This window comes from Streptomyces caelestis (genome assembly GCF_014205255.1).
Lineage (GTDB): Bacteria > Actinomycetota > Actinomycetes > Streptomycetales > Streptomycetaceae > Streptomyces > Streptomyces caelestis.
Genome location: NZ_JACHNE010000001.1, coordinates 2,126,123 through 2,151,180 on the forward strand (window position 1 = coordinate 2,126,123; position 25,058 = coordinate 2,151,180).

Annotated in this window: 19 protein-coding genes; 7 read left to right on the top strand and 12 right to left on the bottom strand. The window is 71.0% G+C overall.

Features of this window, described 5'->3' with window-relative positions:
• Window positions 1-21: 21 nt before the first annotated feature.
• From tpiA to uvrC, 8 genes are all read right to left on the bottom strand, one after another.
• Window positions 22-798 (bottom strand): triose-phosphate isomerase, encoded by a 777-nt coding sequence (gene tpiA, locus HDA41_RS09610; protein ID WP_184982515.1) that lies wholly within the window; start codon window positions 796-798, stop codon window positions 22-24.
• 5 nt (window positions 799-803) lie between these two features.
• Window positions 804-2,015 (bottom strand): phosphoglycerate kinase, encoded by a 1,212-nt coding sequence (locus tag HDA41_RS09615; protein ID WP_184982516.1) that lies wholly within the window; start codon window positions 2,013-2,015, stop codon window positions 804-806.
• Between the two features lie 142 nt (window positions 2,016-2,157).
• Entirely contained in the window at window positions 2,158-3,165 is a 1,008-nt protein-coding gene (gene gap, locus HDA41_RS09620; RefSeq protein WP_086561720.1) for a type I glyceraldehyde-3-phosphate dehydrogenase, read from the bottom strand.
• Between the two features lie 242 nt (window positions 3,166-3,407).
• Window positions 3,408-6,362, bottom strand: a complete 2,955-nt coding sequence (locus HDA41_RS09625) for a M14 family metallopeptidase (protein WP_184982517.1) — start codon at window positions 6,360-6,362, stop codon at window positions 3,408-3,410.
• 151 nt (window positions 6,363-6,513) lie between these two features.
• Window positions 6,514-7,503, bottom strand: coding sequence for a DNA-binding protein WhiA (gene whiA, locus HDA41_RS09630; RefSeq protein WP_184982519.1), 990 nt, complete (start codon window positions 7,501-7,503; stop codon window positions 6,514-6,516).
• Window positions 7,494-8,573, bottom strand: a complete 1,080-nt coding sequence (locus HDA41_RS09635; protein ID WP_184982521.1) for a gluconeogenesis factor YvcK family protein — start codon at window positions 8,571-8,573, stop codon at window positions 7,494-7,496. The genes whiA and HDA41_RS09635 overlap by 10 nt, the downstream gene beginning before the upstream one ends.
• A complete protein-coding gene (gene rapZ / locus HDA41_RS09640) occupies window positions 8,570-9,529 on the bottom strand; it encodes an RNase adapter RapZ (RefSeq protein ID WP_184982523.1) in 960 nt (319 codons plus the stop codon). The genes HDA41_RS09635 and rapZ overlap by 4 nt, the downstream gene beginning before the upstream one ends.
• On the bottom strand, window positions 9,526-11,646 hold the full coding sequence (uvrC, locus tag HDA41_RS09645; RefSeq protein WP_184982526.1) for an excinuclease ABC subunit UvrC: 2,121 nt from the start codon (window positions 11,644-11,646) through the stop codon (window positions 9,526-9,528). The genes rapZ and uvrC overlap by 4 nt, the downstream gene beginning before the upstream one ends.
• Before the next feature lie 262 nt (window positions 11,647-11,908).
• On the opposite strand from uvrC, the gene HDA41_RS09650 reads away from it, so the two are divergent.
• The 4 genes from HDA41_RS09650 to HDA41_RS09665 all read left to right on the top strand — a co-directional run bounded on the left by HDA41_RS09650 (window position 11,909) and on the right by HDA41_RS09665 (window position 15,446).
• The gene (locus HDA41_RS09650) at window positions 11,909-12,061 is read left to right on the top strand and encodes a hypothetical protein (RefSeq protein ID WP_184994169.1); all 153 of its coding nucleotides are present in this window, start codon (window positions 11,909-11,911) and stop codon (window positions 12,059-12,061) included.
• A 282-nt stretch (window positions 12,062-12,343) separates the two neighbouring features.
• A complete protein-coding gene (locus HDA41_RS09655; protein WP_184982528.1) occupies window positions 12,344-13,291 on the top strand; it encodes a hypothetical protein in 948 nt (315 codons plus the stop codon).
• Between the two features lie 143 nt (window positions 13,292-13,434).
• Entirely contained in the window at window positions 13,435-14,544 is a 1,110-nt protein-coding gene (locus HDA41_RS09660; protein WP_184982530.1) for a LacI family DNA-binding transcriptional regulator, read from the top strand.
• Window positions 14,541-15,446 (top strand): carbohydrate kinase family protein, encoded by a 906-nt coding sequence (locus HDA41_RS09665; protein WP_184982532.1) that lies wholly within the window; start codon window positions 14,541-14,543, stop codon window positions 15,444-15,446. Before HDA41_RS09660 ends, HDA41_RS09665 begins: the two co-directional genes overlap by 4 nt.
• Before the next feature lie 91 nt (window positions 15,447-15,537).
• Here HDA41_RS09665 and HDA41_RS09670 read toward each other — a convergent pair whose 3' ends face one another.
• Window positions 15,538-16,401 carry a helix-turn-helix domain-containing protein gene (locus HDA41_RS09670; RefSeq protein ID WP_184982534.1) on the bottom strand — a complete coding sequence of 288 codons (864 nt, stop codon included), beginning with the start codon at window positions 16,399-16,401 and terminating at the stop codon, window positions 15,538-15,540.
• A gap of 101 nt (window positions 16,402-16,502) precedes the next feature.
• Here HDA41_RS09670 and HDA41_RS09675 point away from each other — a divergent pair, with 101 nt between their 5' ends.
• Window positions 16,503-17,057: a YceI family protein gene (locus tag HDA41_RS09675; protein ID WP_184982536.1), complete on the top strand. Its 555-nt coding sequence runs from the start codon at window positions 16,503-16,505 to the stop codon at window positions 17,055-17,057.
• Between the two features lie 69 nt (window positions 17,058-17,126).
• Here the strand turns inward: HDA41_RS09675 and uvrA are convergent, their stop codons facing one another.
• Window positions 17,127-20,138 carry an excinuclease ABC subunit UvrA gene (gene uvrA / locus HDA41_RS09680; RefSeq protein WP_184982538.1) on the bottom strand — a complete coding sequence of 1,004 codons (3,012 nt, stop codon included), beginning with the start codon at window positions 20,136-20,138 and terminating at the stop codon, window positions 17,127-17,129.
• Window positions 20,139-20,361: 223 nt separating this feature from the next.
• On the opposite strand from uvrA, the gene HDA41_RS09685 reads away from it, so the two are divergent.
• A complete protein-coding gene (locus HDA41_RS09685; protein ID WP_184982540.1) occupies window positions 20,362-21,051 on the top strand; it encodes a maleylpyruvate isomerase family mycothiol-dependent enzyme in 690 nt (229 codons plus the stop codon).
• A 35-nt stretch (window positions 21,052-21,086) separates the two neighbouring features.
• Window positions 21,087-21,740, top strand: a complete 654-nt coding sequence (locus HDA41_RS09690; RefSeq protein ID WP_184982542.1) for an MBL fold metallo-hydrolase — start codon at window positions 21,087-21,089, stop codon at window positions 21,738-21,740.
• A gap of 559 nt (window positions 21,741-22,299) precedes the next feature.
• Here HDA41_RS09690 and HDA41_RS09695 read toward each other — a convergent pair.
• Both HDA41_RS09695 and HDA41_RS09700 read right to left on the bottom strand, forming a co-directional pair.
• Window positions 22,300-23,931, bottom strand: a complete 1,632-nt coding sequence (locus tag HDA41_RS09695) for an MFS transporter (RefSeq protein WP_184982544.1) — start codon at window positions 23,929-23,931, stop codon at window positions 22,300-22,302.
• A gap of 94 nt (window positions 23,932-24,025) precedes the next feature.
• Window positions 24,026-25,045: an NAD(P)/FAD-dependent oxidoreductase gene (locus HDA41_RS09700; protein WP_184993281.1), complete on the bottom strand. Its 1,020-nt coding sequence runs from the start codon at window positions 25,043-25,045 to the stop codon at window positions 24,026-24,028.
• Window positions 25,046-25,058 lie beyond the last annotated feature (13 nt).

Sequence of the window (25,058 nt, forward strand, 5' to 3'; positions counted from 1 at the left end):
CGGATCGCGCCTACCGCATACTCACTGGTCGCGGAAGCGGACGATCTTGACGAACTCGTCGGCGTCCAGCGAGGCGCCGCCGACCAGGGCGCCGTCGATGTCGGCCTGCGCCATGATCTCGGCGACGTTGCCGGACTTCACGGAGCCGCCGTACTGGATGCGGACCTTGTCGGCCACGTCCTGCGAGTACAGCTCGGCGATCTTGCCGCGGATCGCCGCGCAGACCTCCTGGGCGTCCTCGGCGCCGCAGACCTTGCCGGTGCCGATGGCCCAGACGGGCTCGTACGCGATCACGACGGTCTCGGCCTGCTCGGCGGGGAGGTCCTTCAGACCGCCTTCGACCTGGGCGAGGGTGTGGGAGACGTGGTTGCCCGCCTCGCGGACCTCCAGCTCCTCGCCGACGCACAGGATGGGGGTCAGGCCGTGCTTGTAGGCGGCCTTGACCTTGGCGCTCACCAGCTCGTCGGTCTCGGCGTGGTACTGGCGGCGCTCGCTGTGGCCGATGGCGACGAACGTGCACTTCAGCTTGGCCAGCATGGGGCCGGAGATCTCGCCGGTGTAGGCACCGCCGTCGTGTGCCGAGATGTCCTGGGCGCCGTACTTGATCTTGAGCTTGTCGCCGTCGACCAGGGTCTGTACGGAGCGCAGGTCGGTGAAGGGCGGCAGGACGGCGACCTCGACGGCCTCGTAGTCCTTGTCGGCCAGGGCGAAGGCGAGCTTCTGGACGTGGGCGATGGCCTCGAGGTGGTTGAGGTTCATCTTCCAGTTGCCCGCCATCAGCGGCGTGCGCGTGCTCATCTAGGTCAGTCCTCCAGTGCGGCGAGGCCGGGGAGCGTCTTGCCCTCGAGGTATTCGAGGGAGGCGCCGCCACCGGTCGAGATGTGGCCGAATGCCGTCTCGTCGAAGCCGAGGGTGCGCACGGCGGCGGCGGAGTCGCCGCCGCCGACCACGGTGAAGCCCTTGGATTCGACGAGGGCCTGGGCGACCGCCTTGGTGCCCTCGGCGTAGTCGGGGTGCTCGAAGACGCCCATGGGCCCGTTCCAGAAGACGGTGGCGGCGTCGGCGAGCTTGGACGCGTACAGCTTGCGGGTCTCGGGCCCGATGTCGAGGCCCATCTGGTCGGCCGGGATGGCGTCCGCGGCGACGGTCGTGGGGTGGGCGGGAGCCTTGGTCTTCAGGTCCGGGAACTCGGTCGCGCTCAGGGCGTCGACGGGCACGACCAGCTCGACGCCGGTCTTCTCGGCCCGCTCGACGTACTCCTGGACGGCCGCGATCTGGTCCTCCTGGAGGAGGGAACCGCCGACCTCGTAGCCCTTGGCCTTGAGGAACGTGTAGGCCATGCCGCCGCCGATGAGGATGCGGTCGGCCTTGCCGAGCAGCTGGTCGATGACGGCGAGCTTGTCGGAGACCTTGGCGCCGCCGAGGGCGACGACGTAGGGCCGCTGGAGGTCCTCCGTCAGCTTCTTCAGCACGGCGACCTCCTTGGCGATGAGGTAGCCGGCGCCGTGCGGCAGCCGGGCCGGGAGGTCGTAGACGGAGGCGTGCTTGCGGTGCACGGCGCCGAAGCCGTCGCCGACGTAGAGGTCCGCGAGGGCGGCGAGCTGGTCGGCGAAGGCGCCGCGCTCGGCGTCGTCCTTGCTGGTCTCGCCGGCGTTGAAGCGCAGGTTCTCGACGACCGCGACCTGGCCGTCGGCGAGGGCGGCGACGGTGGCCCGGGCGGACTCGCCGACCGTGTCGGTGGCGAACGGTACGTCGGCGTCGAGGAGTTCACCGAGGCGGGCGGCGGCCGGGGCGAGGGAGAAGGCCGGGTCCGGGGCGCCCTTGGGGCGGCCCAGGTGCGAGGCGACGACCACCCGGGCGCCCGCGTCGGCGAGGGCCTTGACCGTGGGCACCACGGCACGGATCCGGCCGTCGTCGGTGATGGTGGTGCCGTCCAGCGGCACGTTCAGGTCGGCGCGGACGAAGACCCGCTTGCCGGATACCCCTTCGGAGAGGAGTTCGTCGATCGTCTTCATGAGGGGACTCCTGGAAGAGCTCGTGATCGCTCGAAAGCGCTCGTGATCGAACAGCTCTGATCTGTACGTGAGTCAGGGCTCGGACAGCGCATTCTCGCGCTGCCCGAGCCCTGTTCTCACATGGACGTGCCTGCTCCGTGGATCAGAGCTGGTTGCCGACGAAGACCGTCAGGTCGACGAGGCGGTTGGAGTAGCCCCACTCGTTGTCGTACCAGCCGATGACCTTCACGTTCTTGCCCTCCTGGACCATGGTCAGGGAGGAGTCGAAGGTGCAGGACGCCGGGGCGTTCACGATGTCGGACGAGACGATCGGGTCCTCGGTGTACTCGAGGATGCCCTTCAGCTCGCCCTCGGCCGCCTTCTGGAAGGCGGCGTTGACCTCTTCCTTGGTGACCTCGCGGCCGAGCTCGAGGACCAGGTCGGTGACCGAACCGGTCGGGACCGGGACGCGCATGGCCATGCCGTCCAGCTTGCCCTTGAGCTGCGGGAGGACCAGCGCGGTGGCCTTGGCGGCACCCGTGGTGGTCGGGATGATGTTCTCGGCGGCGGCACGGGCGCGGCGCAGGTCCTTGTGCGGGAAGTCCAGGATGCGCTGGTCGTTCGTGTACGCGTGCACCGTCGTCATCAGGCCCTTGACGATGCCGAAGTTCTCGTCGAGGACCTTGGCCATCGGCGCCACACAGTTGGTGGTGCAGGAGGCGTTGGAGATGACGTGGTGGTTCGCCGGGTCGTAGCTGTCCTGGTTGACGCCCATCACGATGGTGACGTCCTCGTCCTTGGCCGGAGCCGAGATGAGGACCTTCTTGGCGCCGCCGGCGATGTGTTTCTCGGCGTCGGCCTTCTTGGTGAAGATGCCGGTCGACTCGATGACGATGTCGACGCCCAGCTCGCCCCACGGGATGTCGGCGGGGTTGCGCTCGGCGAGGACCTTGATGGTCTTGTCGCCGACGGTGATGGTGTCCTCGGTGTGCGAGACCTCCTGCTTGAGGCGGCCGAGGATGGTGTCGTACTTCAGCAGGTGAGCGGTGGTCGCGGTGTCACCCAGGTCGTTGACAGCCACGATCTCGATGTCTGCACCCTGCTCCAGCAGCGCGCGGAAGTAGTTACGACCGATGCGGCCGAAGCCGTTGATGCCTACGCGGATCGTCACGAACCGATCTCCTCGTTGGTACGCCGGCCATGAAGAGCCGGCGAGCTCTGTTTGGGATGTCCCCGACCGCCTACGACCCTACCTCCCTGAGGCTGCGGTGGTGACATCCAGATGCCCCATACACGGCAGGGCGGTCCGTACCGGCCAGTAGGGTACGGACCGCCCGCCACCGAGAGCCAGATCACTCGATTTCGCTACTCGGTGTGGTGCCTGTTGACGGAGAGTTCCCAGCTCCCGTGGGGTCACACGTCGAGGGAGGCGAGCGCCTTTCTCATCAGTGCCGCCCGGTCGGCCGCGGTGGCGACGTGCTCCAGGCCGAAGCCCAGCAGCACGGTGTCGTCCGTGGTGACCGCGCCGTAGGTCTGGAACAGGGCCCCGGTGCGGGTCCAGTCCTTCAGGACGGCCGGGCTGCCCGCGGGCGGTCCGGCCGCCTTCCAGGCGCCGAGCGAGGTCTCGAAGCCCTCGGTCTCCTTCGCCGTGCCGCCGACGACGAGCGAGGCGTCGTCGGCGAGGACGCCGTGCCCGCCGGTGCCCGGGTCGGTGACGTAGCTGATCGAGACCTCGACCGTCCTGCCGGCGTACGCGCTCAGGTCGAACTCCACCCGCTGCCAGCCGCCGGAGGAGCCGGTGAGGCTGTTCCACGACCCGGTGCTGCCCCTCGCGGTGCAGCCGTCGTCCGACAGAGTCAGGTAGCGCTTCAGCCACGGGTGCTCACGGACGTAGAAACCGCCCCCGCACTCGGCCGGGACGGTGGCCTTGGTGACGCCGCCCGTCTCGGGCAGGGTCGTCCAGTCGTCGGCACCCGTGGTGTGGGCCTCGACCAGGACGTTGTCGTAGCCGGGCTCGGTGTCCCACATCAGCTGGGTGCGCAGGGTGGGCTTGTCGGCCGCGGCGGCACCGGTGAGGTCGACGGTGCGGGTGAGGCGCTTGTAGGCGTCGTCGGTGTGGACGGCGGCGGCCATCGAGGAGCCCGCGTACGGGCCGTACGGGTTGACCGCGCCGGCGAACTGTCCGGCGCCCTTGCTCGCGAACTGCGGGAACTCCTCCGCGGGCAGTTCGTCGGAGGTGACGCCGTACCGGCCCGCCTTGTCCAGCGGGTTGCCGGGCGCGCCGGCGAGCGGGCCCGTGAAGCCGCCCAGCTCGCCGGACCCGGTGAAGCCGGTGGCTCCGGCGGCCGAGGTACGGCTGTAGGCGCCCAGGTAGTACTGGCTGAAGTCGTTCGACAGGGTGCCGCCGCCGAGGTCGACGCTGCCGCCGGCCTGCTCACCGGCCTCGATCAGTCTGCCGCCCTCATTGAGGAAGGCGCGCAGCTGGAGCTGGGTGGCGTTGCCGGGGACGCTCGCGCCCGTGTAGTGGACGACGGTGTCGAAGTGACTCAGCACCCCCAGCGCGTCCGGCGCGCCGCGCTCGGCGACGTCCCAGACGAGCGCCTTGCGGCCGTTGGCCTTGAGCGCGTCCACGTACGTCCGCGCCTGCGTGGCGGTCGCTCCCTCCTCGGCTACGACGAGGGCGTCCGCCTTGGGCCGTTCGGCGACGGTGTAGGTGAAGCGCTTGCTGGAGACCGTCTTGCCGTTCCTCGTCTCCGCGGTGAACCACACCTCGACCTTGTCGCCGGGGCCGCCGTCCTTGACCTTCGCGCGGTACTCGTCGAAGTAGAGGTTGTCCTCACCGCCGTAGGTCTCGCCGCCCTTCCAGGGCTTGAGCGCCATGTCCTCGGTGCGGCCGCCGTTGACGCGGTACTTCAGCTCCTTGTCGCGCAGCGACTTGCGTGCGACGACGGAGACCTCCTGGTCGGCGCCGCGGGAGTACGACACCGGGAACGCGGCCGGGGTGAAGTCGGCGGCGCTCAGTCCGACCGACGAGGACGGCCGGTCGGGGTGGGATGCGGACTCGGCGACGGAGAGCGCGAACGGGACGTTCTTGGCGAACTCCTGCTGGATCAGCTTCTCGTCGTCCGGGAAGGTGAAGATCGACCGGCAGTCGGACGCCTTCCACTCGTCGTTCGGGTCGGCGTTGGAGGCGGACTGACAGGTCGACATCTCGGGGGTGAACATCGCCAGGCCGTTGACGTTCGCCGCGTGGCCGTCGGCCTCGCCGTTGGTGGTGTACAGCTCGGAGGAGACCTGCGGGTGGTAGCCGGGGATCGCGGGGTTCTCGGGCGTACCGGCGAGCGCTTCGTACACGACGTCGTCGGGGGTGTGCGTAGCCACCTGCCAGCCGACTCCGTAGAGGATGAGTTCGGCGGCGGAGTGGTAGTTGATGCCGTAGGTGAAACCGATCCGCTTCTGGAAGGCGTCCAGCGCCTGGGTCTCCGGCTCGGAGTTCGGGCCCGCGCCGCGGTAGGTCTCGCTGGTGGGGTTGGGGGACGAGCCCTCGTCGTCGTAGCCCCACTTGTAGGCGAAATTGCGGTTGAGGTCGACGCCGTCGCCGGTGCCGATGACGCCGTCGCCGTTGACGTCCCGCAGGTTCTTGCGCCACAGGCGGTTGGCGTCACTGGCGTGCGTGTGGTCGTAGCCGTCGGGGTTGGCCGAGATGACGAACCACAGTTCGGTGGAGTCGACGATCTTCTTGACGCGCCGGTCCTTCTTGTAGTTGTCCAGGTAGTGGTGCATCAGGCGCCGGGTCATCTCCGGCGTGATCCACTCACGCGCGTGCTGGTTGGACAGGTAGAGGACCGAGGGCTTGGAACCGTCCTTCGCCTTCTTCGCGCCCTTGGTGAGCTTCAGCGCGAGGATGTCCTGGCCCTTGACCGTCTTGCCGATGGAGACCACCTTGGTGAGGCCGGGGTTCTCCTGCGCGGTCCTGAGGATCTCCTCCTTGATGCCGCCCTTGCCGCCGTACGGGCGGAACACACCCTCGGCGGCGTTGGCGACGCGGGCTTCCGCCTTGGTGGAGAGGTCGTGCTCGGCGAGGTCGACGCCCTGCTTCGCCAGCTTCTTCGCCTGCTGGTCGGTCAGGATGACCTCGATGGTGGCGGTGCCCTTCTCTGGCACCTGCTCGCTGAGTTCGTGGCCGTCCTGGCCGGCCGCGAGCAGCAGGGGTACCTGTTCGCGGGTGACGTCGGCGCGGAAGACCTTGACTTCGTCCGGGTCGGACGGGGCTGAACTGTCGGGTTGTGCCTGGGCGATGGGTGCGATGCTCGCTCCGCCGATCAGGAGCGCGCCGACAGCGAGGATCGATCTCGCTCTTCGTCTCATGAACCCCCCTAGCGTGGGTTCGCCACAGCAGCGAACAGATGCCAGGCTCATGACAGTCCATGATCGAGTCAAGAGTGCCCGAGCGACACGCGAAAGCCGGTGCCGACCACCCAAGTGGAGGCAGGCACCGGCTGCTTGACGGACTGTGGGATCAGCCTACGAGGTTGTCGGCCAGCTCCTCGGAGAGGTTGGCCTCCGTGCCCGGGATGCCCAGGTCGGAGGCGCGCTTGTCGGCCATGGCCAGCAGGCGGCGGATCCGGCCGGCGACGGCGTCCTTGGTCAGCGGCGGGTCGGCGAGCGCGCCCAGCTCCTCCAGGGAGGCCTGCTTGTGATCCATGCGCAGCCGGCCGGCCGCGGCGAGGTGCTCGGGCACGTCCTCGCCGAGGATCTCCAGCGCGCGCTGCACTCGGGCACCGGCGGCGACCGCCGCGCGGGCCGAGCGGCGCAGGTTGGCGTCGTCGAAGTTGGCGAGCCGGTTCGCCGTGGCCCGCACCTCGCGGCGCATCCGGCGCTCCTCCCAGGCCAGCACCGACTCGTGGGCGCCGAGGCGGGTGAGCAGGGCGCCGATCGCGTCGCCGTCGCGGACGACGACCCGGTCCACGCCGCGCACCTCGCGGGCCTTCGCGGGGATCTGGAGGCGGCGGGCGGCGCCGACCAGGGCGAGCGCGGCCTCGGGGCCCGGGCAGGTCACCTCCAGGGAGGAGGAGCGGCCGGGCTCGGTGAGCGAGCCGTGCGCCAGGAAGGCACCACGCCAGGCGGCCTCGGCGTCGCAGGTGGCCCCCGAGACCACCTGCGGGGGCAGGCCGCGGATCGGGCGGCCCCGCCCGTCGACCAGGCCGGTCTGGCGGGCCAGCTGGTCACCGCCCGCGACGACGCGCACCACGTAGCGCGAGCCGCGGCGCAGTCCGCCCGGTGCCATCACGATCAGTTCCGAGCTGTGGCCGAAGATCTCCAGGATGTCCCGCTTGAGGCGGCGGGCCGCCATCGCCGTGTCCAGCTCCGCCTCGATCACAATCCGACCGCTCACCAGGTGGAGGCCGCCGGCGAACCGCAGGATGGCGGAGACCTCCGCCTTTCTGCAGCAGGTCCGGGTGACGGGGAGCCGGGAGATCTCGTCCTTCACCGCTGCCGTCATCGCCATGGGCCGATCCTTCCATGCATCCGAAAAATACGGTCGTACGCGGCGGCCAACAGCTCCGGGTCGTGCCTCGGGGTCCCGTCGGGCCGGGCCACCGGCGCCAGCTCGACCGCGGCCCCGAAGCGCTTGGCGGCGTCGGTCAGGGAGTCACGGTCAGGCACGGCGGCCTCGTCGGCCAGCACCACGTCCAGGGCGAGTTTAGGGGCGTGTCGTCCCAAAACCTCCAAATGACGCTGCGGGGAGAAGCCCTCTGTTTCTCCGGGCTGTGGGGCGAGGTTCAGGGAGAGCACCCGGCGGGCCTTGGTCTGCGTGAGCGCGTCCAGCAGCTCGGGCACCAGCAGATGCGGGATGACCGAGGAGAACCAGGAGCCGGGGCCGAGCACCACCCAGTCCGCGTCCAGGACGGCCTGGACCGCCTCGGGCACGGCGGGCGGGTCGTGCGGCACGACGTGCACGGACTGCACCTCGCCCGGGGTGAGGGCGACGGTGGCCTGGCCGCGGACCGTGTCCACCTCGTCCGGGCGCGCCGGGTCGTGCCCCTTCACCAGGGCCTGGAGCTCCAGCGGGACGGCGGACATGGGCAGCACGCGCCCCTGCGCGCCGAGCAGCCGCCCGACCAGGTCGAGGGCCTGGACGTGGTCGCCGAGCTGCTCCCACAGGGCCACGATCAGCAGGTTGCCGACCGCGTGCTCGTGCAGGTCGCCCTTGGACTGGAAGCGGTGCTGGATGACACGCGCCCAGGTCTGGCCCCAGTCGTCGTCGCCGCACAGCGCGGCCAGGGCCTTGCGCAGGTCGCCGGGCGGCAGCACACCCAGTTCGTCGCGCAGCCGGCCGCTGGATCCGCCGTCGTCGGCCACGGTGACGACGGCGGTGAGGTCGCCGGTGATCCGGCGCAGCGCGGCGAGCGAGGCGGACAGGCCCATGCCGCCGCCGAGGGCGACGACCTTGGGCTGGGTGCCCCGGCGGCGGGGTCTGCCGCCCCGGGCCTCGGCCGGCCGGCCGCTCCTTCCGTCGGTGCTGCCCTCGGGCACCACCCGGCGCAGCCGGCTCAGCCGCGGAGTACGTCGTGTCATTCGCGTCCCATGTCCCGGTGTACGACCACCGTCTCCACACCCTCGGCGGCGAGCCGGGCGGCGAGCTTCTCCGACATGGCGACCGAGCGGTGCTTGCCGCCCGTGCAGCCCACGGCGATGGTCACGTAGCGCTTGCCCTCACGGCGGTAGCCGGTGGCGATGAGCTGGAGGAGCTCCGTGTACCGGTCGAGGAACTCCTTGGCGCCGGGCTGGTTGAAGACGTACCCGGAGACCTCGTCGTTCAGGCCGGTGAACGGGCGCAGCTCCGGGACCCAGTGCGGGTTCGGCAGGAAGCGGCAGTCGACGACCAGGTCGGCGTCGACCGGCAGCCCGTACTTGTAGCCGAAGGACATGACCGTGGCCCGCAGCTCCGGCTCCTCCTCGCCGGCGAACTGGGCGTCCATCTTGGCGCGCAGCTCGTGGACGTTGAGGCTGGAGGTGTCGATCACCAGGTCGGCGTCGCCGCGCAGCTCGCGCAGCAGCTCGCGCTCGGCGGCGATGCCGTCGACGATCCGCCCGTCGCCCTGGAGGGGGTGCGGGCGGCGCACCGACTCGAAGCGGCGCACCAGGGCCTCGTCGGAGGACTCCAGGAAGACGATCCTCCGGGTGACGTTCTTCGCCTCCAGGTCGGCCAAGGACTCGCGGAGGTTGTCGAAGAAGCGGCGGCCGCGGACGTCGACGACGACGGCGATCCGGGCCACGTTGCCCTGGGAGCGGGCGCCGAGCTCCACCATGGTGGGGATCAGCGCGGGCGGCAGGTTGTCGACGACGAACCAGCCGAGGTCCTCCAGACACTTCGCGGCCGTCGAGCGGCCGGCCCCGGACATGCCGGAGATGATCACCAACTCGGGGATGGCCGCGTCCGGGACCCCGGCCTTGTCGTTGGGCGTGCCCGTACTCACCTGTGCTCCGTCTCCGGCTTGCTCTTCGTGCCCGTCGTGCTCGTTCACATTCATGTCTCCTGCCCCCGTCGTTCGTCCGGGGCGCCCGTCCGTACGGGCTCCCCACTGGAACCCATGGTGCCGGGTTCCTCTTCCATGATCTCTCCAGTGGCCGTGTTGACGGCGGGTGCGGCCGGGGCCGCCTGGGCGAGGGCCACCGCGATGGTCTCGGCGGTCTTGCGGCCTATGCCGGGTACCTCGCAGATCTGGTCGATGGTGGCGGATCGCAGTCTCTTCAACGAACCGAAGTGTTTCAGGAGTGCCTGCTTGCGCGTGTCCCCGAGCCCCGGGACGTCGTCCAGGGGGCTGGAGCGGAAGCGCTTGGACCGCTTGGTGCGCTGGTAGGTGATCGCGAAGCGGTGGGCCTCGTCACGGACCCGCTGGAGCAGGTACAGGCCCTCGCTGGTGCGGGGCAGGACCACCGGGTCGTCGTCGCCGGGCAGCCAGACCTCCTCCAGGCGCTTGGCGAGGCCGCACACGGCGATGTCGTCGATCCCGAGCTCGTCCAGCGCCCGCCGGACGGCCGCCACCTGCGGGGCGCCGCCGTCGACGACCACGAGCTGCGGCGGGTAGGCGAACTTCTTGGGGCGGCCGTCGTCCTCGGTGAGGCTCGTTCCGATGGTCTCGCCGGTGTCAGCCGGCTCGCCGTTCTCGGCGGTCTCGGTGGTCTCGCCGTTCTCAGGGGTCACGCCGTTCTCAGCGGGCTCGCCGTCCGCCCACTCGCCCGTCCTCTCCTTCTCGGCGAGGTAGCGGCGGAAGCGGCGGGTGATCACCTCGTGCATGGAGCGGACGTCGTCCTGGCCCGCGAAACCTTTGATCTGGAAGCGCCGGTACTCGCTCTTGCGGGCCAGGCCGTCCTCGAAGACGACCATGGAGGCCACGACGTCGTCGCCCTGGAGGTGGGAGATGTCGTAGCACTCGATCCGCAGCGGGGCGCTGTCCAGGTCGAGGGCGTCGGCGATCTCCTCCAGTGCGCGCGAGCGCGTGGTCAGGTCGGAGGCGCGCTTGGTCTTGTGCAGGACGAGTGCCTGCTGGGCGTTGCGCTGGACCGTCTCCATGAGGGCCTTCTTGTCGCCGCGCTGCGGGACGCGCAGGGAGACGCCCGAGCCGCGCCGGCCGGTGAGCCACTCCTGGACGGGCTCCACGGGATCGGGCAGGGCGGGGACCAGGACCTCCCTGGGGACGGCGTCGCCCGTCTCCTCGCCGTACAGCTGCTGCAGGGCGTGCTCCACGAGGGCGCCGGTGGTGATCTCCTCCACCTTGTCGGTGACCCAGCCGCGCTGGCCGCGCACCCGTCCGCCGCGCACGTGGAAGATCTGCACGGCCGCTTCCAGCTCGTCCTCGGCGACCGCGATCAGATCGGCGTCGGTCGCGTCGGCGAGCACGACCGCGTTCTTCTCCATCGCCTTCTTCAGGGCCCCGATGTCGTCGCGCAGCCGGGCCGCCCGCTCGTACTCCATCTCCTCGGCCGCCTCAGTCATCTGCCTCTCCAGGCGGCGGATGTACGTGTTCGTACGGCCGGTCATGAAGTCGCAGAACTCGTCGGCCAGTTCGCGGTGCTCCTCGGCGGAGACCCGGTCCACGCAAGGAGCCGAGCACTTGCCGATGTAGCCGAGGAGGCAGGGGCGGCCCGTGCGGGCGGCGTTCTTGAAGACGCCCGCGGAGCATGTGCGCACGGGGAAGACGCGCAGCAGGAGGTCGACGGTGTCGCGGATCGCCCACGCGTGCGCGTACGGCCCGAAGTAGCGGACGCCCTTCTTCTTGTGACCGCGCATCACCTGCACGCGCGGGTACTCCTCGTTCATCGTCACCGCGAGGTACGGGTAGCTCTTGTCGTCGCGGTACTTGACGTTGAACCGGGGGTCGTACTCCTTGATCCACGAGTACTCCAGCTGGAGGGCCTCGACCTCCGTGGACACCACCGTCCACTCCACGGACGCGGCCGTGGTGACCATGGAGCGGGTGCGCGGGTGGAGGCCCGCCAGGTCCTGGAAGTAGTTCGCCAGGCGTTGGCGCAGGCTCTTCGCCTTGCCGACGTAGATCACCCGGCGGTGCTCGTCACGGAACCTGTAGACCCCCGGCGAGTCGGGGATCTCACCCGGTTTGGGGCGGTAGCTGGAGGGGTCGGCCATGTCTCACACCCTACTGGCGAGCACCGACAGTCCGACGGGACCGCCGGGCACGATGACGGGCTCGGCGAGGGGCAGTTTCCAACGGCATGCCCCGCCCGGGGTTACGGCACGCCGGGAGCGGGAATGGAGGCTTCCCACGGAGACACGGCGGCGTCCGGCGGGCGGAGGCCGTGTCGGTGCAGGCACAGGTTGTCGGTGCGGACCGGCCGTTTCGGTGCGAAACGGCCGGTCCGCGGGTCGGAGGGCTGCGCAGATGAAGCGGATGCGGATCGAGAAAACCCGGCGGGCCGTCCGTGCCCGCCGGTACGCGGACGAACCGTTCGCGCTGCACGACGCCCTCGACCCGCGCGACCCCGACATAGTGCGGGCCAAGCGCTTGGCCGTCGAGGAACGGGGCGCAGGCGACCGCTCCTAGACAGGACCGGCCTCGGCGGAGGCCGGGCGCGCCGTCAGCAGAGACCGCCCGGGGTGTTACGCCCCGGGCGGTCGCATGTCCGGACGGGCCCGGCCGGGAGTACGTCCCTGTCCGGCATCAGGTGTTGTCGGGACCAGGTCAACACGCTTCAATGCGGGGGAACTCGGGGTCCTGAACGACGGCGTACGGATGTGAAGACCTCCCCTGCGCCGGCGGGACGGTCCCGGGCGGCCCGCGCGAACGGTCTGACCAGCCGTCGCCGACTCACAGAGAGGCCCCTGCATGCCGCACGCCCCACAGCACGCGGACGTCGCCACGGCGGAACTGGACTCGGTTCTGCGCGGCGGCCCCTTCCACGTCGCCCTGCGTGCCGCGATCGCCGCCCGCGGGCTGCCGCTGCAACGCGTGCAACACCATCTGTCCCGCCACGGGGTGAAGGTCGGCGTCACCAGCCTGAGTTACTGGCAGCAGGGGGCCAGGCGCCCGCAGCGCCCCGAGTCGCTGCGGGCCGTGCGCGCGCTGGAGGAGATCCTGGAGCTTCCCGAGGAGTCGCTGATCCGGCTGCTCGCCGAATCCGGCGAAGGCCCGTCCGGGCAGCGGTCCGCGGCCCGCTCCTACCGCTCGCTCGTCGAGGCCTCCGGGGTGCTGGACCAGCTGCTGGCCGAGCTGGGCTGCCCGCCGGACGGCGGTCTGCACAGCCTCGGGCACCACGAGCGGCTGCGGATCGGGGCACGGCGCGAGCTGTCCGAACGGGAGTCGCACCACATCGTGCGCGCCCACCGGGACGGCGTGGACCGCTTCGTGGCCGTCCACCACGGCGACCGGGGAGCCGTACCGGAGCGCATGAGGGTGCACGCGCTGGAGAACTGCCGTACGGGACGCGTCCGTTGGCACCACGACACGGGAGTGCTCGCGGCCGAGCTGCTCTTCGACACCCGGCTACGGGCCGGCGACACCTTCCTGTTCCGCGTCGGCGTCGAGGACGGCACGGCCGGTGTGTCACACGAGTACCTCCGCGGCTTCGACTCCCCCGGCGGCCAGTACGCGCTCCAGGTGTGCTTCGACGCGGCGGCCCTGCCGGTGCGCTGCCACCGTTTCGCCCAGCACTCGGCGGCGGCCCCGCGCACCGGCGGCCAGGAGCTGGCACTGAGCGGACGGCACCGGTCGGTGCACCTGGTCGAGCCGCGGGTGCGGACCGGGTTCGTGGGAATCGGCTGGGACTGGGAGTAGCGCGAGCATCGGCTCGCCCGCCGCCGGACCGACGGCTAGACCGCTTGGGCCCGTGAACGCGATCGGACGTAAACGCTTGCGCAAGCGTTTACGTCCGGCGCCGGATGCGATACGTTCCCCGCCCAAGAGGAGGAGGGAACACCATGGCGACCATGGCCGACGTCGCACGGAGCGCCGGTGTCTCCGTGGCGACCGTCTCGCACGTGCTGAACGGCACCCGGCCGGTGCTGCCGCACACCCGCCAGGCGGTCCTGGACGCCGTGGAGGAGCTCGGCTACACCACGAACACGCTGGCCCGCTCCCTGGTGACGGCCCGCACCCGGTCCATCGGGCTGGCGGTGTCGGCGATCAGCAACCCGTACTTCACGGAGATCCTCCAGGGCGTCGAGGCCAGTGCCCTGGAGCACGGCTACAGCCTCCTGATCGCCGATCCGCACGACGACCCGGAGCACGAGCGCAAGGTCGTCCAGATGCTGCACGAACGCCGGGTGGACGGCGTGATCGTCGCGCCGTCCGCCGATCCGCGCGGACTGCTCGCCTACCTGGGGCGGCACGACGTACCGGCCGTGTTCCTCGACCGGCTGGTGGACGCCCCGGACGGCGGACCGCGCTTCGACCAGGTCTGCGCCGACAGCGCCGAACCGACGTCCCGGCTGGTCACCCACCTCGCCGGTCTCGGTCACCGGCGGATCGGGCTGGTAGCGGGACGGCCGGGACTCAGCACCACGAGCGAACGGATCACCGGCTACCGGACCGGCCTCGCGTTCGGCGGGCTGCCGTACGACGAACGGCTCCTGGTGCACGGCGACTCGGAGTCGGCCGGCGCCGAACAGGCCACCGCAGCCCTGCTGTCCCTCGCCGTGCCGCCCACCGCGCTGGTCACCGGCAACAACGCCATGACCATCGGCGCGCTGCGAGCCCTGCGCGCGCACGGCCTGTCCGTGCCCGGCGACATCGCGCTGTGCTGCTTCGACGACTTCGCCTGGGCGGACCTGTTCTCGCCCCGGCTCACCGCGATCGCGCAGCCCAGCAGGGACATCGGCGCCGAGGCCGTACGCGTGCTGCTGGAACGTCTCGACGAGCCGGACCGGCCCGCCCAGACCCTGCGGCTCCCCTGCACCTTCGTCCACCGCACGTCGTGCGGCTGCCCCGAGGAGCCGGCACGGCCCGAGGCGTCGGGGCAGTCCGTGCGGCTTGAGCAGCTCGACCAGCCCGAGCAGTCCGCGCAGTCCGAGAAAGGAACCGTCGCATGATCGTCGTCGCCGGTGAGGCACTGATCGACCTGGTACCGCGGGGTACGGGTGCCCTGGCGGCACTCCAGCCGGCGCTCGGCGGCGGCCCGTACAACACGGCGGTGGCGCTGGGCCGTCTCGGCTCCCCCGCCGCCTTCTGCTCCCGGGTGTCGTACGACGCCTTCGGAGAGGCCCTGCTGGACCGGCTGCGGGAGACCGGGGTGGACGTGTCGTCGGTGCAGCGCGGCGCCGAGCCCACGACCCTCGCCGTCGCCACGGTCGGCGCGGACGGTTCGGCGGCGTACTCCTTCTACGTCGACGGGACGGCGGACCGGCTGTTCACGGCGCCCTCAGCGCTGCCGCCCGGCACCCGGGCCGTCTCCTTCGGGACCTGCTCGCTGGTGCTGGAGCCCGGGGCGAGCGCCTACGAGGAGCTGATGCGTACGGCGGCCGAGCAGGGCGTGTTCACCGCGCTGGACCCGAACATCAGGGCCGGGCTGATCCCGGACGCGGACGCCTACCGGGCGCGGTTCAAGAGCTGGCTGCCGTCGGTGTCGCTGCTGAAGCTGTCCGAGGAGGACGCCCAGTGGCTCGGCGGCACGCCCCAGGAGTGGCTGGCGGCCGGCCCGGCGGCGGTCGTGATCACCCGGGGCGGCGACGGGCTGACGGCCTTCACGGCCGGCGGCGAGTACTCGGTCCCTGGCGAGCGGGTGGAGGTCGTGGACACGATCGGCGCGGGCGACACGGTGAACGCGGCGCTGTTGCACGGGCTCGCCGCCCGCGACGCGCTCAGCGTGCGGGCGCTGGCCGCGCTGGGGCCCGACGGCTGGACGGGGCTGCTGGGGTTCGCGGCCCGTGCGGCGGCGGTCACCTGCTCCCGGGCCGGGGCCGAGCCGCCGTACGCGCACGAGCTGGAGGGCTGAACCCTCCCACGATCAGGGCGAGGAGCCGGGCGCGGTCGACGAGGCCGCCTGCCTCCTGGACGGCACGGAACGCCTCCCGGTGCGCGTCGGCTCAGCCGGTCTCCCCCACGGCCCGCAGCGCGCCGGGGCGACGGCCGTTGAGGCGGTCCAGGGCGGCGGCCGTGGCCTCGTCCGCGGGCAGGTGGACGATCAGGCGCTGGCCTTCGTCGGGCAGCGCTAACGTCTCGTGCAGCAGGCGCAGCGATCCGGCCTCCGGGTGCTCGATGTGCTGGGAGCCCGTACGCCGCGGTGCCGCGGCCAGGTCGGCGAACCGGTCGGCGAACTCCGCCCCCGCCGTCACCGTCAGCTCGTCGGCCAGCTCAGCGAGGTGCGGGTCCCGCAGGGGGACACCGTGCCGGAGCCGGGCGACGAGGTCATCGGCCACCCGGTCCCAGTCGCGGTAGGCGCTGCGGGCCCGCTCGTCGGTGAACAGGTACCGCAGCAGGTTGGGGCGCTCGTCGTCGAGTAGGCCGAGGGGGCCGACCAGGCGTTCGTAACCGGTCGTGTGGGCGAGGACGTCGCCGATCCAGTTGACCACCAGTGCGGGAGCCGGCTCCAGGTGGTCCAGCACGGCCCGCACGGTGGGGCGGGCCGTGCGGCCGAGCGACGGGGCCGCCGCACAGAGCAGCGGGTCTCCGCCGTCCGCCTCCTTGGTGAGGCGGCGCAGCAGCGTCCGGTCGACGAGAGACAGGTTGAGGGCGTCGGCGAGGGCACCGAGCACCTGGGCGGAGGGGTGGCGGTCGCGCCCCTGTTCCAGCCGGGTGAGGTACTCGACGCTGATGCCCGCGAGCGTGGCCAGTTCGGCGCGCCGCAGGCCCGGGGTGCGGCGCCGTGGACCGGTGGGGAGGCCCACCTCGGCGGGGGTGACGGCTTCACGCCAGGTGCGCAGGAACGTGCCCAACTCGTTGTCGCTCACCCGCCGAACGTACCCCGCTCGCGCGCGTGGAGGGTGGCCCTGCCACTACCAGGCTCCAGCCGGTCTCCCTCACCGGCCGCGTGCCCCTCAGAGTTGGGGCCATGACCAACGACACCGCTACCGCCACCGCCCTGCCGCTGGCCCCGGGACACTGGGCCCTCGACCCGTTCCACTCCGCCGTGAACTTCACCGTCCGTCACCTGGGCATCGCCAAGGTGCGGGGGCGCTTCGAGCGGTTGGAGGCCGAACTGTTCGTCGGGGAACGCGTCGAGGACGTGCGGGTCTCCGCGACCGTCGACCTGGCCTCGATCGACACCGGCAACGCCGACCGGGACGCGCATGTACGCGCCTCCGACCTGCTCGACGTCGAGAAGCGCCCGACCATGACGTACCGCTCGACGCGGGTGTCGGGTGAGGGTGAAAACTGGACGATGGAGGGCGAGCTGACGATCGGCGACGTGACCCGCCCGGTGACGCTCGCCGTGGAGTTCGGCGGGCTGGTCGACGTGCCCATGGACGGCAGCCGGCATGCCGGGTTCGAGGCGACGGGCGAGATCCGGCGCAGCGAGTTCGGGCTCGACTTCGCCCCTGGTCTGCTCGGGGAAGTGGTGAAGATCCAGCTGGACATGCAGTTCGTGGAGCCGAAGAACGCCTGACCGCACGACGACGCGCCGTGCCCCCCACAGGGAGTCCCTGTGGGGGGCACGGCGCGTCGGCAGGAGTGGTCAGCCCTTGGTCGTCCGCGTGGTCTTCTTCGCGGCGGCCTTCGTGGCCTTTGCGGCTGTCTTCTTGGCCGCGGTGCTGTTGACCGTCCTGGGCGCCCTGGTCTGCGCGGGGACCGTCTTCTTCGCCGCCGTCTTGCGCGGGGCCTTCACCGAGGACGCGTCACTGATCCGGTCGGCGCCGAGGACCTCGCGCAGGAACTTGCCGGTGTGGCTGGCCGGGACCGCGGCGACCTCCTCGGGCGTGCCCTCGGCGACGACCAGGCCGCCGCCCGCGCCACCTTCGGGGCCCATGTCGACGATCCAGTCGGCGGTCTTGATCACGTCGAGGTTGTGCTCGATGACGATGACCGTGTTGCCCTTGTCGACCAGTCCGGACAGGACCGTCAGCAGCTTGCTGATGTCCTCGAAGTGCAGGCCGGTGGTCGGCTCGTCCAGGACGTAGACCGTGCGGCCGGTGGAGCGGCGCTGGAGCTCGCTGGCGAGCTTGACGCGCTGGGCCTCACCGCCGGACAGGGTGGTCGCGGACTGGCCGAGCCGGACGTAGCCGAGGCCGACGTCCTTGAGGGTCTTCATGTGGCGGGAGATCGCGGGGACCGCCTCGAAGAACTCCGTGGCCTCCTCGATCGGCATGTTCAGGACGTCGGCGATGGACTTGCCCTTGTAGTGGACCTCCAGGGTCTCCCGGTTGTACCGGGCGCCGTGGCAGACCTCGCACGGGACGTAGACGTCCGGGAGGAAGTTCATCTCGATCTTGATGGTGCCGTCGCCCGCGCAGTTCTCGCAGCGGCCGCCCTTGACGTTGAAGGAGAAGCGGCCCGGCATGTAGCCGCGGACCTTCGCCTCGGTGGTCTCGGCGAACAGCTTGCGGATGTGGTCGAAGACGCCGGTGTACGTGGCCGGGTTGGAGCGCGGGGTGCGGCCGATGGGCGACTGGTCCACGTGCACGACCTTGTCGACGAGGTCGTCGCCGTCCACGCGCGTGTGCCGCCCGGGCACGCTCCTCGCGCCGTTCAGCTCGCGGGCCAGGTGCGTGTACAGGATGTCGTTGACCAGGGTCGACTTGCCGGAGCCGGACACGCCGGTGACGGCGGTGAACACGCCCAGCGGGAACGAGACGTCGATGTCCTGGAGGTTGTTCTCCCGGGCGCCGTGCACCGTGAGCTGCCGGGACGGGTCGACCGGGCGCCGGATGTCGGGCAGCGGGATGGCCTTCTTGCCGGACAGGTACTGACCGGTCTGCGACTCGGCGTTGGCGAGCAGCTCCTTCAGGGAGCCGCTGTGCACGACCTTGCCGCCGTGCTCACCGGCGCCGGGGCCGATGTCGACGATCCAGTCGGCGGTCTTGATGGTGTCCTCGTCGTGCTCGACGACGATGAGCGTGTTGCCCATGTCGCGCAGCCGGACCAGGGTCTCGATCAGCCGGTGGTTGTCGCGCTGGTGCAGGCCGATGGACGGCTCGTCGAGGACGTAGAGGACGCCGACGAGGCCGGAGCCGATCTGGGTGGCCAGGCGGATGCGCTGGGCCTCGCCGCCGGAGAGGGTGCCGGCCGCGCGGTTCAGCGAGAGGTAGTCCAGGCCGACGTCGACCAGGAACCGCAGCCGTTCGTTGACCTCCTTCAGCACCCGCTCGGCGATCTTCTTGTCGCGGGCGGTGAGCTTCAGCTCGCCCAGGAAGTCCGCGCAGTCGCTGATGGACATCGCGGAGACCTCGGCGATGGACTTGCCCATGATCGTGACGGCGAGGACGACCGGCTTCAGACGCGTGCCCTCACAGGTCGGGCAGGGCACCTCGCGCATGTAGCCCTCGAAGCGCTCGCGACTGGCGTCGCTCTCGGCTTCGCTGTGCCGGCGCTTGACGAAGGGGACGGCGCCCTCGAAGGCGGTGGTGTACCTGCGCTCGCGCCCGTAGCGGTTGCGGTAGCGGACCTCGACCTGGGTCTTGTGCCCGTGCAGCAGGGCCTTCTTGGCGCGCTGCGGGAGGCCCCCGAAGGGGATGTCCGTACGGAAGCCCAGGGCGTCGGCCAGGGCGCCGATGAGGCGGCCGAAGTAGTCCTTGGTGTGGCCGTGCGACCAGGGGTGGATGGCACCCTCGTCGAGGCTCTTGTCCGGGTCCGGGACGATCAGCTCCGGGTCGACCTCCATGCGCGTGCCGATGCCGGAGCAGTCCGGGCAGGCGCCGAAGGGCGAGTTGAAGGAGAAGGAGCGGGGCTCCAGCTCCTCGAAGGACAGGTCGTCGTACGCGCAGTACAGGTGCTCCGAGTACATGCGCTCGCGCTCGGGGTCGTCCTCGGGGAGGTCGACGAAGTCGAGCACCACCATGCCGCCGGACAGGCCGAGGGCGGTCTCGACGGAGTCGGTGAGGCGGCGCTTCGCGGAGTCCTTCACCGTGAGGCGGTCGACGACCACCTCGATGGTGTGCTTCTCCTGCTTCTTCAGCGTGGGCGGCTGGGACAGCTGGATGGTCTCGCCGTCCACCCGCGCGCGGGAGTAGCCCTTGGTCTGGAGGTCGGCGAAGAGGTCGGCGAACTCGCCCTTGCGCTCGCGCACCAGCGGCGACAGCACCTGGAAGCGGCTGCCCTCCGGAAGCTCCAGCACCCTGTCGACGATGGCCTGCGGCGACTGGCGCGAGATCGGGCGGCCGCACTCGGGGCAGTGCGGCTTGCCGATGCGCGCGAAGAGCAGGCGCAGGTAGTCGTAGACCTCGGTGATGGTGCCCACCGTGGAGCGCGGGTTGCGCGAGGTCGACTTCTGGTCGATGGAGACGGCCGGGGACAGGCCCTCGATGAAGTCGACGTCCGGCTTATCCATCTGGCCGAGGAACTGCCGGGCGTACGAGGACAGCGACTCCACGTAGCGCCGCTGTCCCTCGGCGAAGATCGTGTCGAAGGCCAGCGAGGACTTGCCCGACCCCGACAGGCCCGTGAAGACGATGAGCGAGTCGCGCGGGAGGTCGAGCGAGACGTTCTTGAGATTGTGCTCGCGCGCTCCACGAACGATGAGACGGTCGGCCACGCCGGTCCGCACCTTTCTTGAGAGAAGTGACAGGGGCGGGGCCCCCGTGCTTTCTCAGACTAGGGGGAGCCACTGACAACGCCGGTCGCATTCACGGGTTGCCAACAAACCCCGGCTTTCCAGCATGCCCGACGTCACGTCCGACCATATAGCACGTGCTTTCGATTACCGGCACTGGTTCACCACCTTCACCCGAAGGTGTGGCGGAGCTAGGGTCAGCACCATGATTGATCACGGTCATGACCTGGCGTCTGTACGTGACGCTACAGAACGGCTGCTCCTCGCAGTCGGCAAACTGGACAACGCCTCTGTGACGCAGCCGTCACGGCTTCCCGGCTGGACCCGGGGCCATGTGCTGGCTCACATCGCCCGTAACGCGGACGCCCTCGTGAACGTTCTGGAAGGCCGACCCATGTACGCCTCCGGCGAGGCCCGGGAGGCCGACATCGCGCGGGACGCCCCGCGTGCCCTCGACGTCCAGCTCGCGGACCTGCGCGAGAGCGCGGCGCGCTTCGAGGAGGCCGGGGCCGCTCCGGCGGACTGGTCGCGCACCGTGGAGCTGCGCAACGGGGTCCTGGACTCCGCGTCCCGCGTGCCGTTCCGGCGGTGGGTGGAAGTGGAACTGCACCACGTGGACCTGGGCATCGGGTTTGAGCTGGAGGACCTGCCGGCGGAGTTCACGGAGCGGGAGATCGCCTTCCTCGCCGACCGGTTCGCCGGGCACCCCGACGTACCGCCCACGCGGCTCACGGACGGCACGCGCGCGTGGAGCACGGGACGGGAGGCGGACGACGGGCCCGAGGTGACCGTCACCGGTTCCCCGGCGGACCTGCTGGGCTGGCTCGCCGGCCGCCGCACCGGAGCCGCGCTGACGGTGGACGGCGGCCCGCTTCCGGCGCTGCCCCCGCTGTAGACCCCGGGCCACTTCCCCGCTATAGGCTGGCGGACATGACGTACAGCGGACAGGTGACGGTCGGCGGACCTGCCGATGTGCACGAACTCAAGGACCTGATGATCACCAAGATCGCGGTCGGTCCTATGAACAACAACGCCTATCTGCTGCGCTGCCGGGCCACGGACGAGCAGTTGCTGATCGACGCCGCGAACGAGGCGGAGACCCTGCTCGGCATGGTCGGTGGTGACGGCATCGCGTCCGTCGTCACGACTCACCAGCACGGCGACCACTGGCAGGCGCTCGCCGAGGTCGTGGCGGCCACCGGCGCCCGCACGTACGCGGGCCGGGAGGACGCCGACGGCATCCCGGTGCCGACCGATGTGCTGGTCGACGACGGCGACACCATCCGAGTGGGGCGCGTGGAGCTCGCCGCGCGCCACCTGGTCGGACACACGCCCGGGTCGATCGCCCTCGTCTACGACGACCCGCACGGGCATCCCCATGTGTTCACCGGGGACTGCCTCTTCCCAGGGGGTCCTGGTCGGACAACACGTCGGGAAGAGTTCAACTCCCTGATGGACGGCCTGGAGACCAAGCTGTTCGACGTCCTGCCCGACGAGACGTGGATCTACCCCGGCCACGGCAACGACACCACCATCGGCACGGAGCGGCCCCACCTCGCGGAGTGGCGCGCACGAGGCTGGTAACCGTCCAACGCCGACCGCTCCAGTTTCGAAACCGAAGCAGGGGCGGTCGCGCATTCAGGCCCGTTCCGCGCTCGGGAGGGTCATGCCCCACGGACGGTGGCCTCCAGAGCACCGCACCGACGCTGGCAGCGGTGACCGCCATGATCAGGGGGACTGTTGCATGGGCTGCGGCCTGCCGGGCGGGTTCACCTGGCAGGCAGCGGAACCTCCCCCTTCTCCGCAATCCATCCCTTCGGCTCCCAGCCGTACTACGGGCCCGAAACACCCGCACGCAGCTGGAGGCCGCGCTCAAGCGGGCTGCGACCGCCGCTGTCACCGCACGGCCCTTGGCCTCCGGGCCGCCCCGGAGGAGAGCCCCGGGGCGGCCCGGAGGCCGAGGACGGTGAGGTGTTCCGGCAGAGGATCCGCGTGGCTGTGGACCGTGGACGACGCCCGCGCCCTGCGCCTCTCGCGCTGGCCGGGCTCCTGCCTGACGCGCCTGGCGGGCGATCCGGCGGAGGCGGTGCCCGGCGACCCGGCGGACGCGTCCCGGCGATCCAGTGGACGCCCCGTCGGCGATCTAGCGGGTGGACCCGGTGTGCTCCCGCACAGTGGCCGCCTCGCTCGCCGTCGTCCCGGCCCCCGGCTCGGCGCTCTGCTTCGCGAACCCGCGCCAGCCCGGCAGGACCGCGAGGACGATCAGTGTTCCGGCGGCCATGATGATCCCGCCGATGAGGCTGGTCTGGGCGACTCCGTGGGCGAAGGCCTGGTGGACGGCGTCCACGGCGGCCTGGGCCTGCTGGGGCCCGGCGGAGGGATCCTGCGCGACCCGCTCCGCGACGGCCAGGCCGGCGCCGACCGAGTCCTTGGCGGTCTCCATCGCCTCCGCCGGGAGCCGGTTGCCCACAAGGTCGGTTAGCTCGTCCCGGTAGGCCGTGCCCAGCAGCGAGCCCAGCACCGCGATGCCCAGCGCCCCGCCCAGCTCGAGCGCGGTGTCGTTGACCCCGCCGCCGACGCCCAGCTCGGACTCGGGGAAGGAGCCCATGATCGTGTCGGTCGCCGGGGAGATGGCCAGTCCGAGCGCGAGGCCCAGCGTCATCAGCGGCGCCAGGAAGTCCCCGTACGTCGACCCCTTGTCGATCTGGGTGAGCAGGAACATGCCCGCCGTGCCGACGGCCATGCCGGTCACGGCCATCACCCTCACCCCCAGCTTCGGGGCGAGCACCCCGGTCACCGCGGACCCGAGGAACACCGCACCGCCCAGCGGCAGCAGCCGTACACCCGTGTCCAGGGCGCCGTAGCCGAGGACGAACTGCAGGAACTGCGTCGAGTAGTAGATCACGGCGAACATGCCGAAGAAGAAGAACATCACCGCGAGCATCGAGCCGGTGAAGGGCCGCAGCGCGAACTTTCGGACGTCCAGCATCGGGTGCGGGTGCCGCAGCTCCCAGGCGACGAAGGTGACCAGACCGACACCGGCGACCACGGCGGCGGTGACGGGGCCGGCGCCCCAGCCGGAGTGCGGGCCCTCGATGGCGGCGTAGATCAGGGAGCCGACCGTGACGATCGACAGCAGACCACCGACGTAGTCGATCCGGCCCATGCCCTCCGCCTTGGACGGCGGTACCAGGGCGAGCGCGCCGAACACGGCGAGGACGGCGATCGGCACGTTGATCAGGAAGGTCGAGCCCCAGGCGTGGTCCTCAAGCAGCCAGCCGGAGACCAGCGGGCCGACGGCTACCGCCACCCCGGAGGTCGCGGCCCAGGCGGTGATGGCCTTGGCCCGCTCGCTCCGGGGGAAGGTCGCGACCACCAGGGACAGCGTGGCCGGCATCACGACCGCGGCACCGACACCCATGATCGCGCGGGCCACGATGACCAGTGAGGTCTCGTCGACCATGCTCCCCATCACCGAACCGCCGGCGAAGATCAGCAGACCCAGCACCAGCGCGCCGCGCCGGCTGTACTTGTCGCCGATCGCGCCCAGCACCAGCATCAGCGCCGCGTACGGAACGGTGTAGGAGTCGACGACCCACTGCAGATCACTGCTGCTCAGGCTCAGGTCGGTGGTCATGTCGGGGGCGGCGACGATCAGCGACGTGTTAGCCATCACCGTGATCAGCAGGCTCAGGCACAGCACGAGCAGCGCCCACCAGCGCCGCGCGTACGGCCCGGTCATCTTCTCCACGGGGGTATTTGCAAGGAAGGGCATCAGTAGCTCCTGAGAGGGACGGGGCGGACGAGCGGAATCACTTAATTGCCCGTGAGGGGAGCGGGCGACGGGCTGAGATCTCAGGGCTTCGAGATCATCCTGTGGCCCCTTTTGGGCTTCCCTCGGCGATCCCCTGGAGGGCCGCGTCGGTGTCCGCGGTGGCCAGCATCCTGTTGATGTCGGCGCCGGCCAGTGCGCCGGCCGCTGCGGAGGCCCCGACCTGGGCGACCAGATCGGTGGCGTTGCCGGCCACCCACACACCCGGCACCTCGGTGGTGCCGGCCGTGCCGGAGGCGAAACCACGGCCCATGTTCGGCAGGTCCTGCACCGGCAGGCCCAGACCTTCCAGGCCCTGGGTGCGGGCCTGCATCGGCGCGGCGACCGCGAGGACGCGGCGGGCCACGACCTGGCCGTCGGCCAGGCGCACCCCGGCGAGGGCACCGTCCTCGTCGTTGACGACCTCGGTGACCGGGGTGTCGATGACGCGGATGCCGCGGGCGGCGAAGCGGGCGCGGCTGTCCTCGTCCAGGTCGGTGCCGTGGGTGAAGTAGGTCAGGTCCTCGGTCAGCTGACGGAACAAAAACGCGTGGCCGATGGAGGCCGGGCCGGTGGCGAGGATGCCGATGGGCTCATCGCGCACCTCCCAGCCGTGGCAGTACGGGCAGTGCACCACACTGTGCCCCCAGTGCTCGGCGAGCCCGGGCACCTCCGGCAGCACATCCGTGAGGCCGGTGGCCACCAGGATGCGGCGGGCGGTGATGCTGCGGCCGTCGGCCAGGGTGACGGTGAACCGCAGGTCCCCATCCGCCGACGGGGCGGCGGACTCGGCCGAGACCACCTCGCCGAACACGACGCGTCCGCCGTACTGGCGCACCTGCTCCCGGCCCCGTCGAAGGATCTCGGACGGCGGGGTGCCGTCCAAGGCGATGAAGCCGTGCACGGCCTCCGCGGGCGCGTTGCGCGGGGAGCCGCTGTCGATCACGACGACCGAGCGGCGGGAGCGGGCGAGGATCAGTGCACCGTTCAGCCCCGCGGCGCCCCCGCCGATCACCACCGCGTCGACGGTCCCCTCGGCCAGTGCGTCGCTCGCGTACGGAGGAGTCGCCACAGCCATGGCCTCCTGCGTT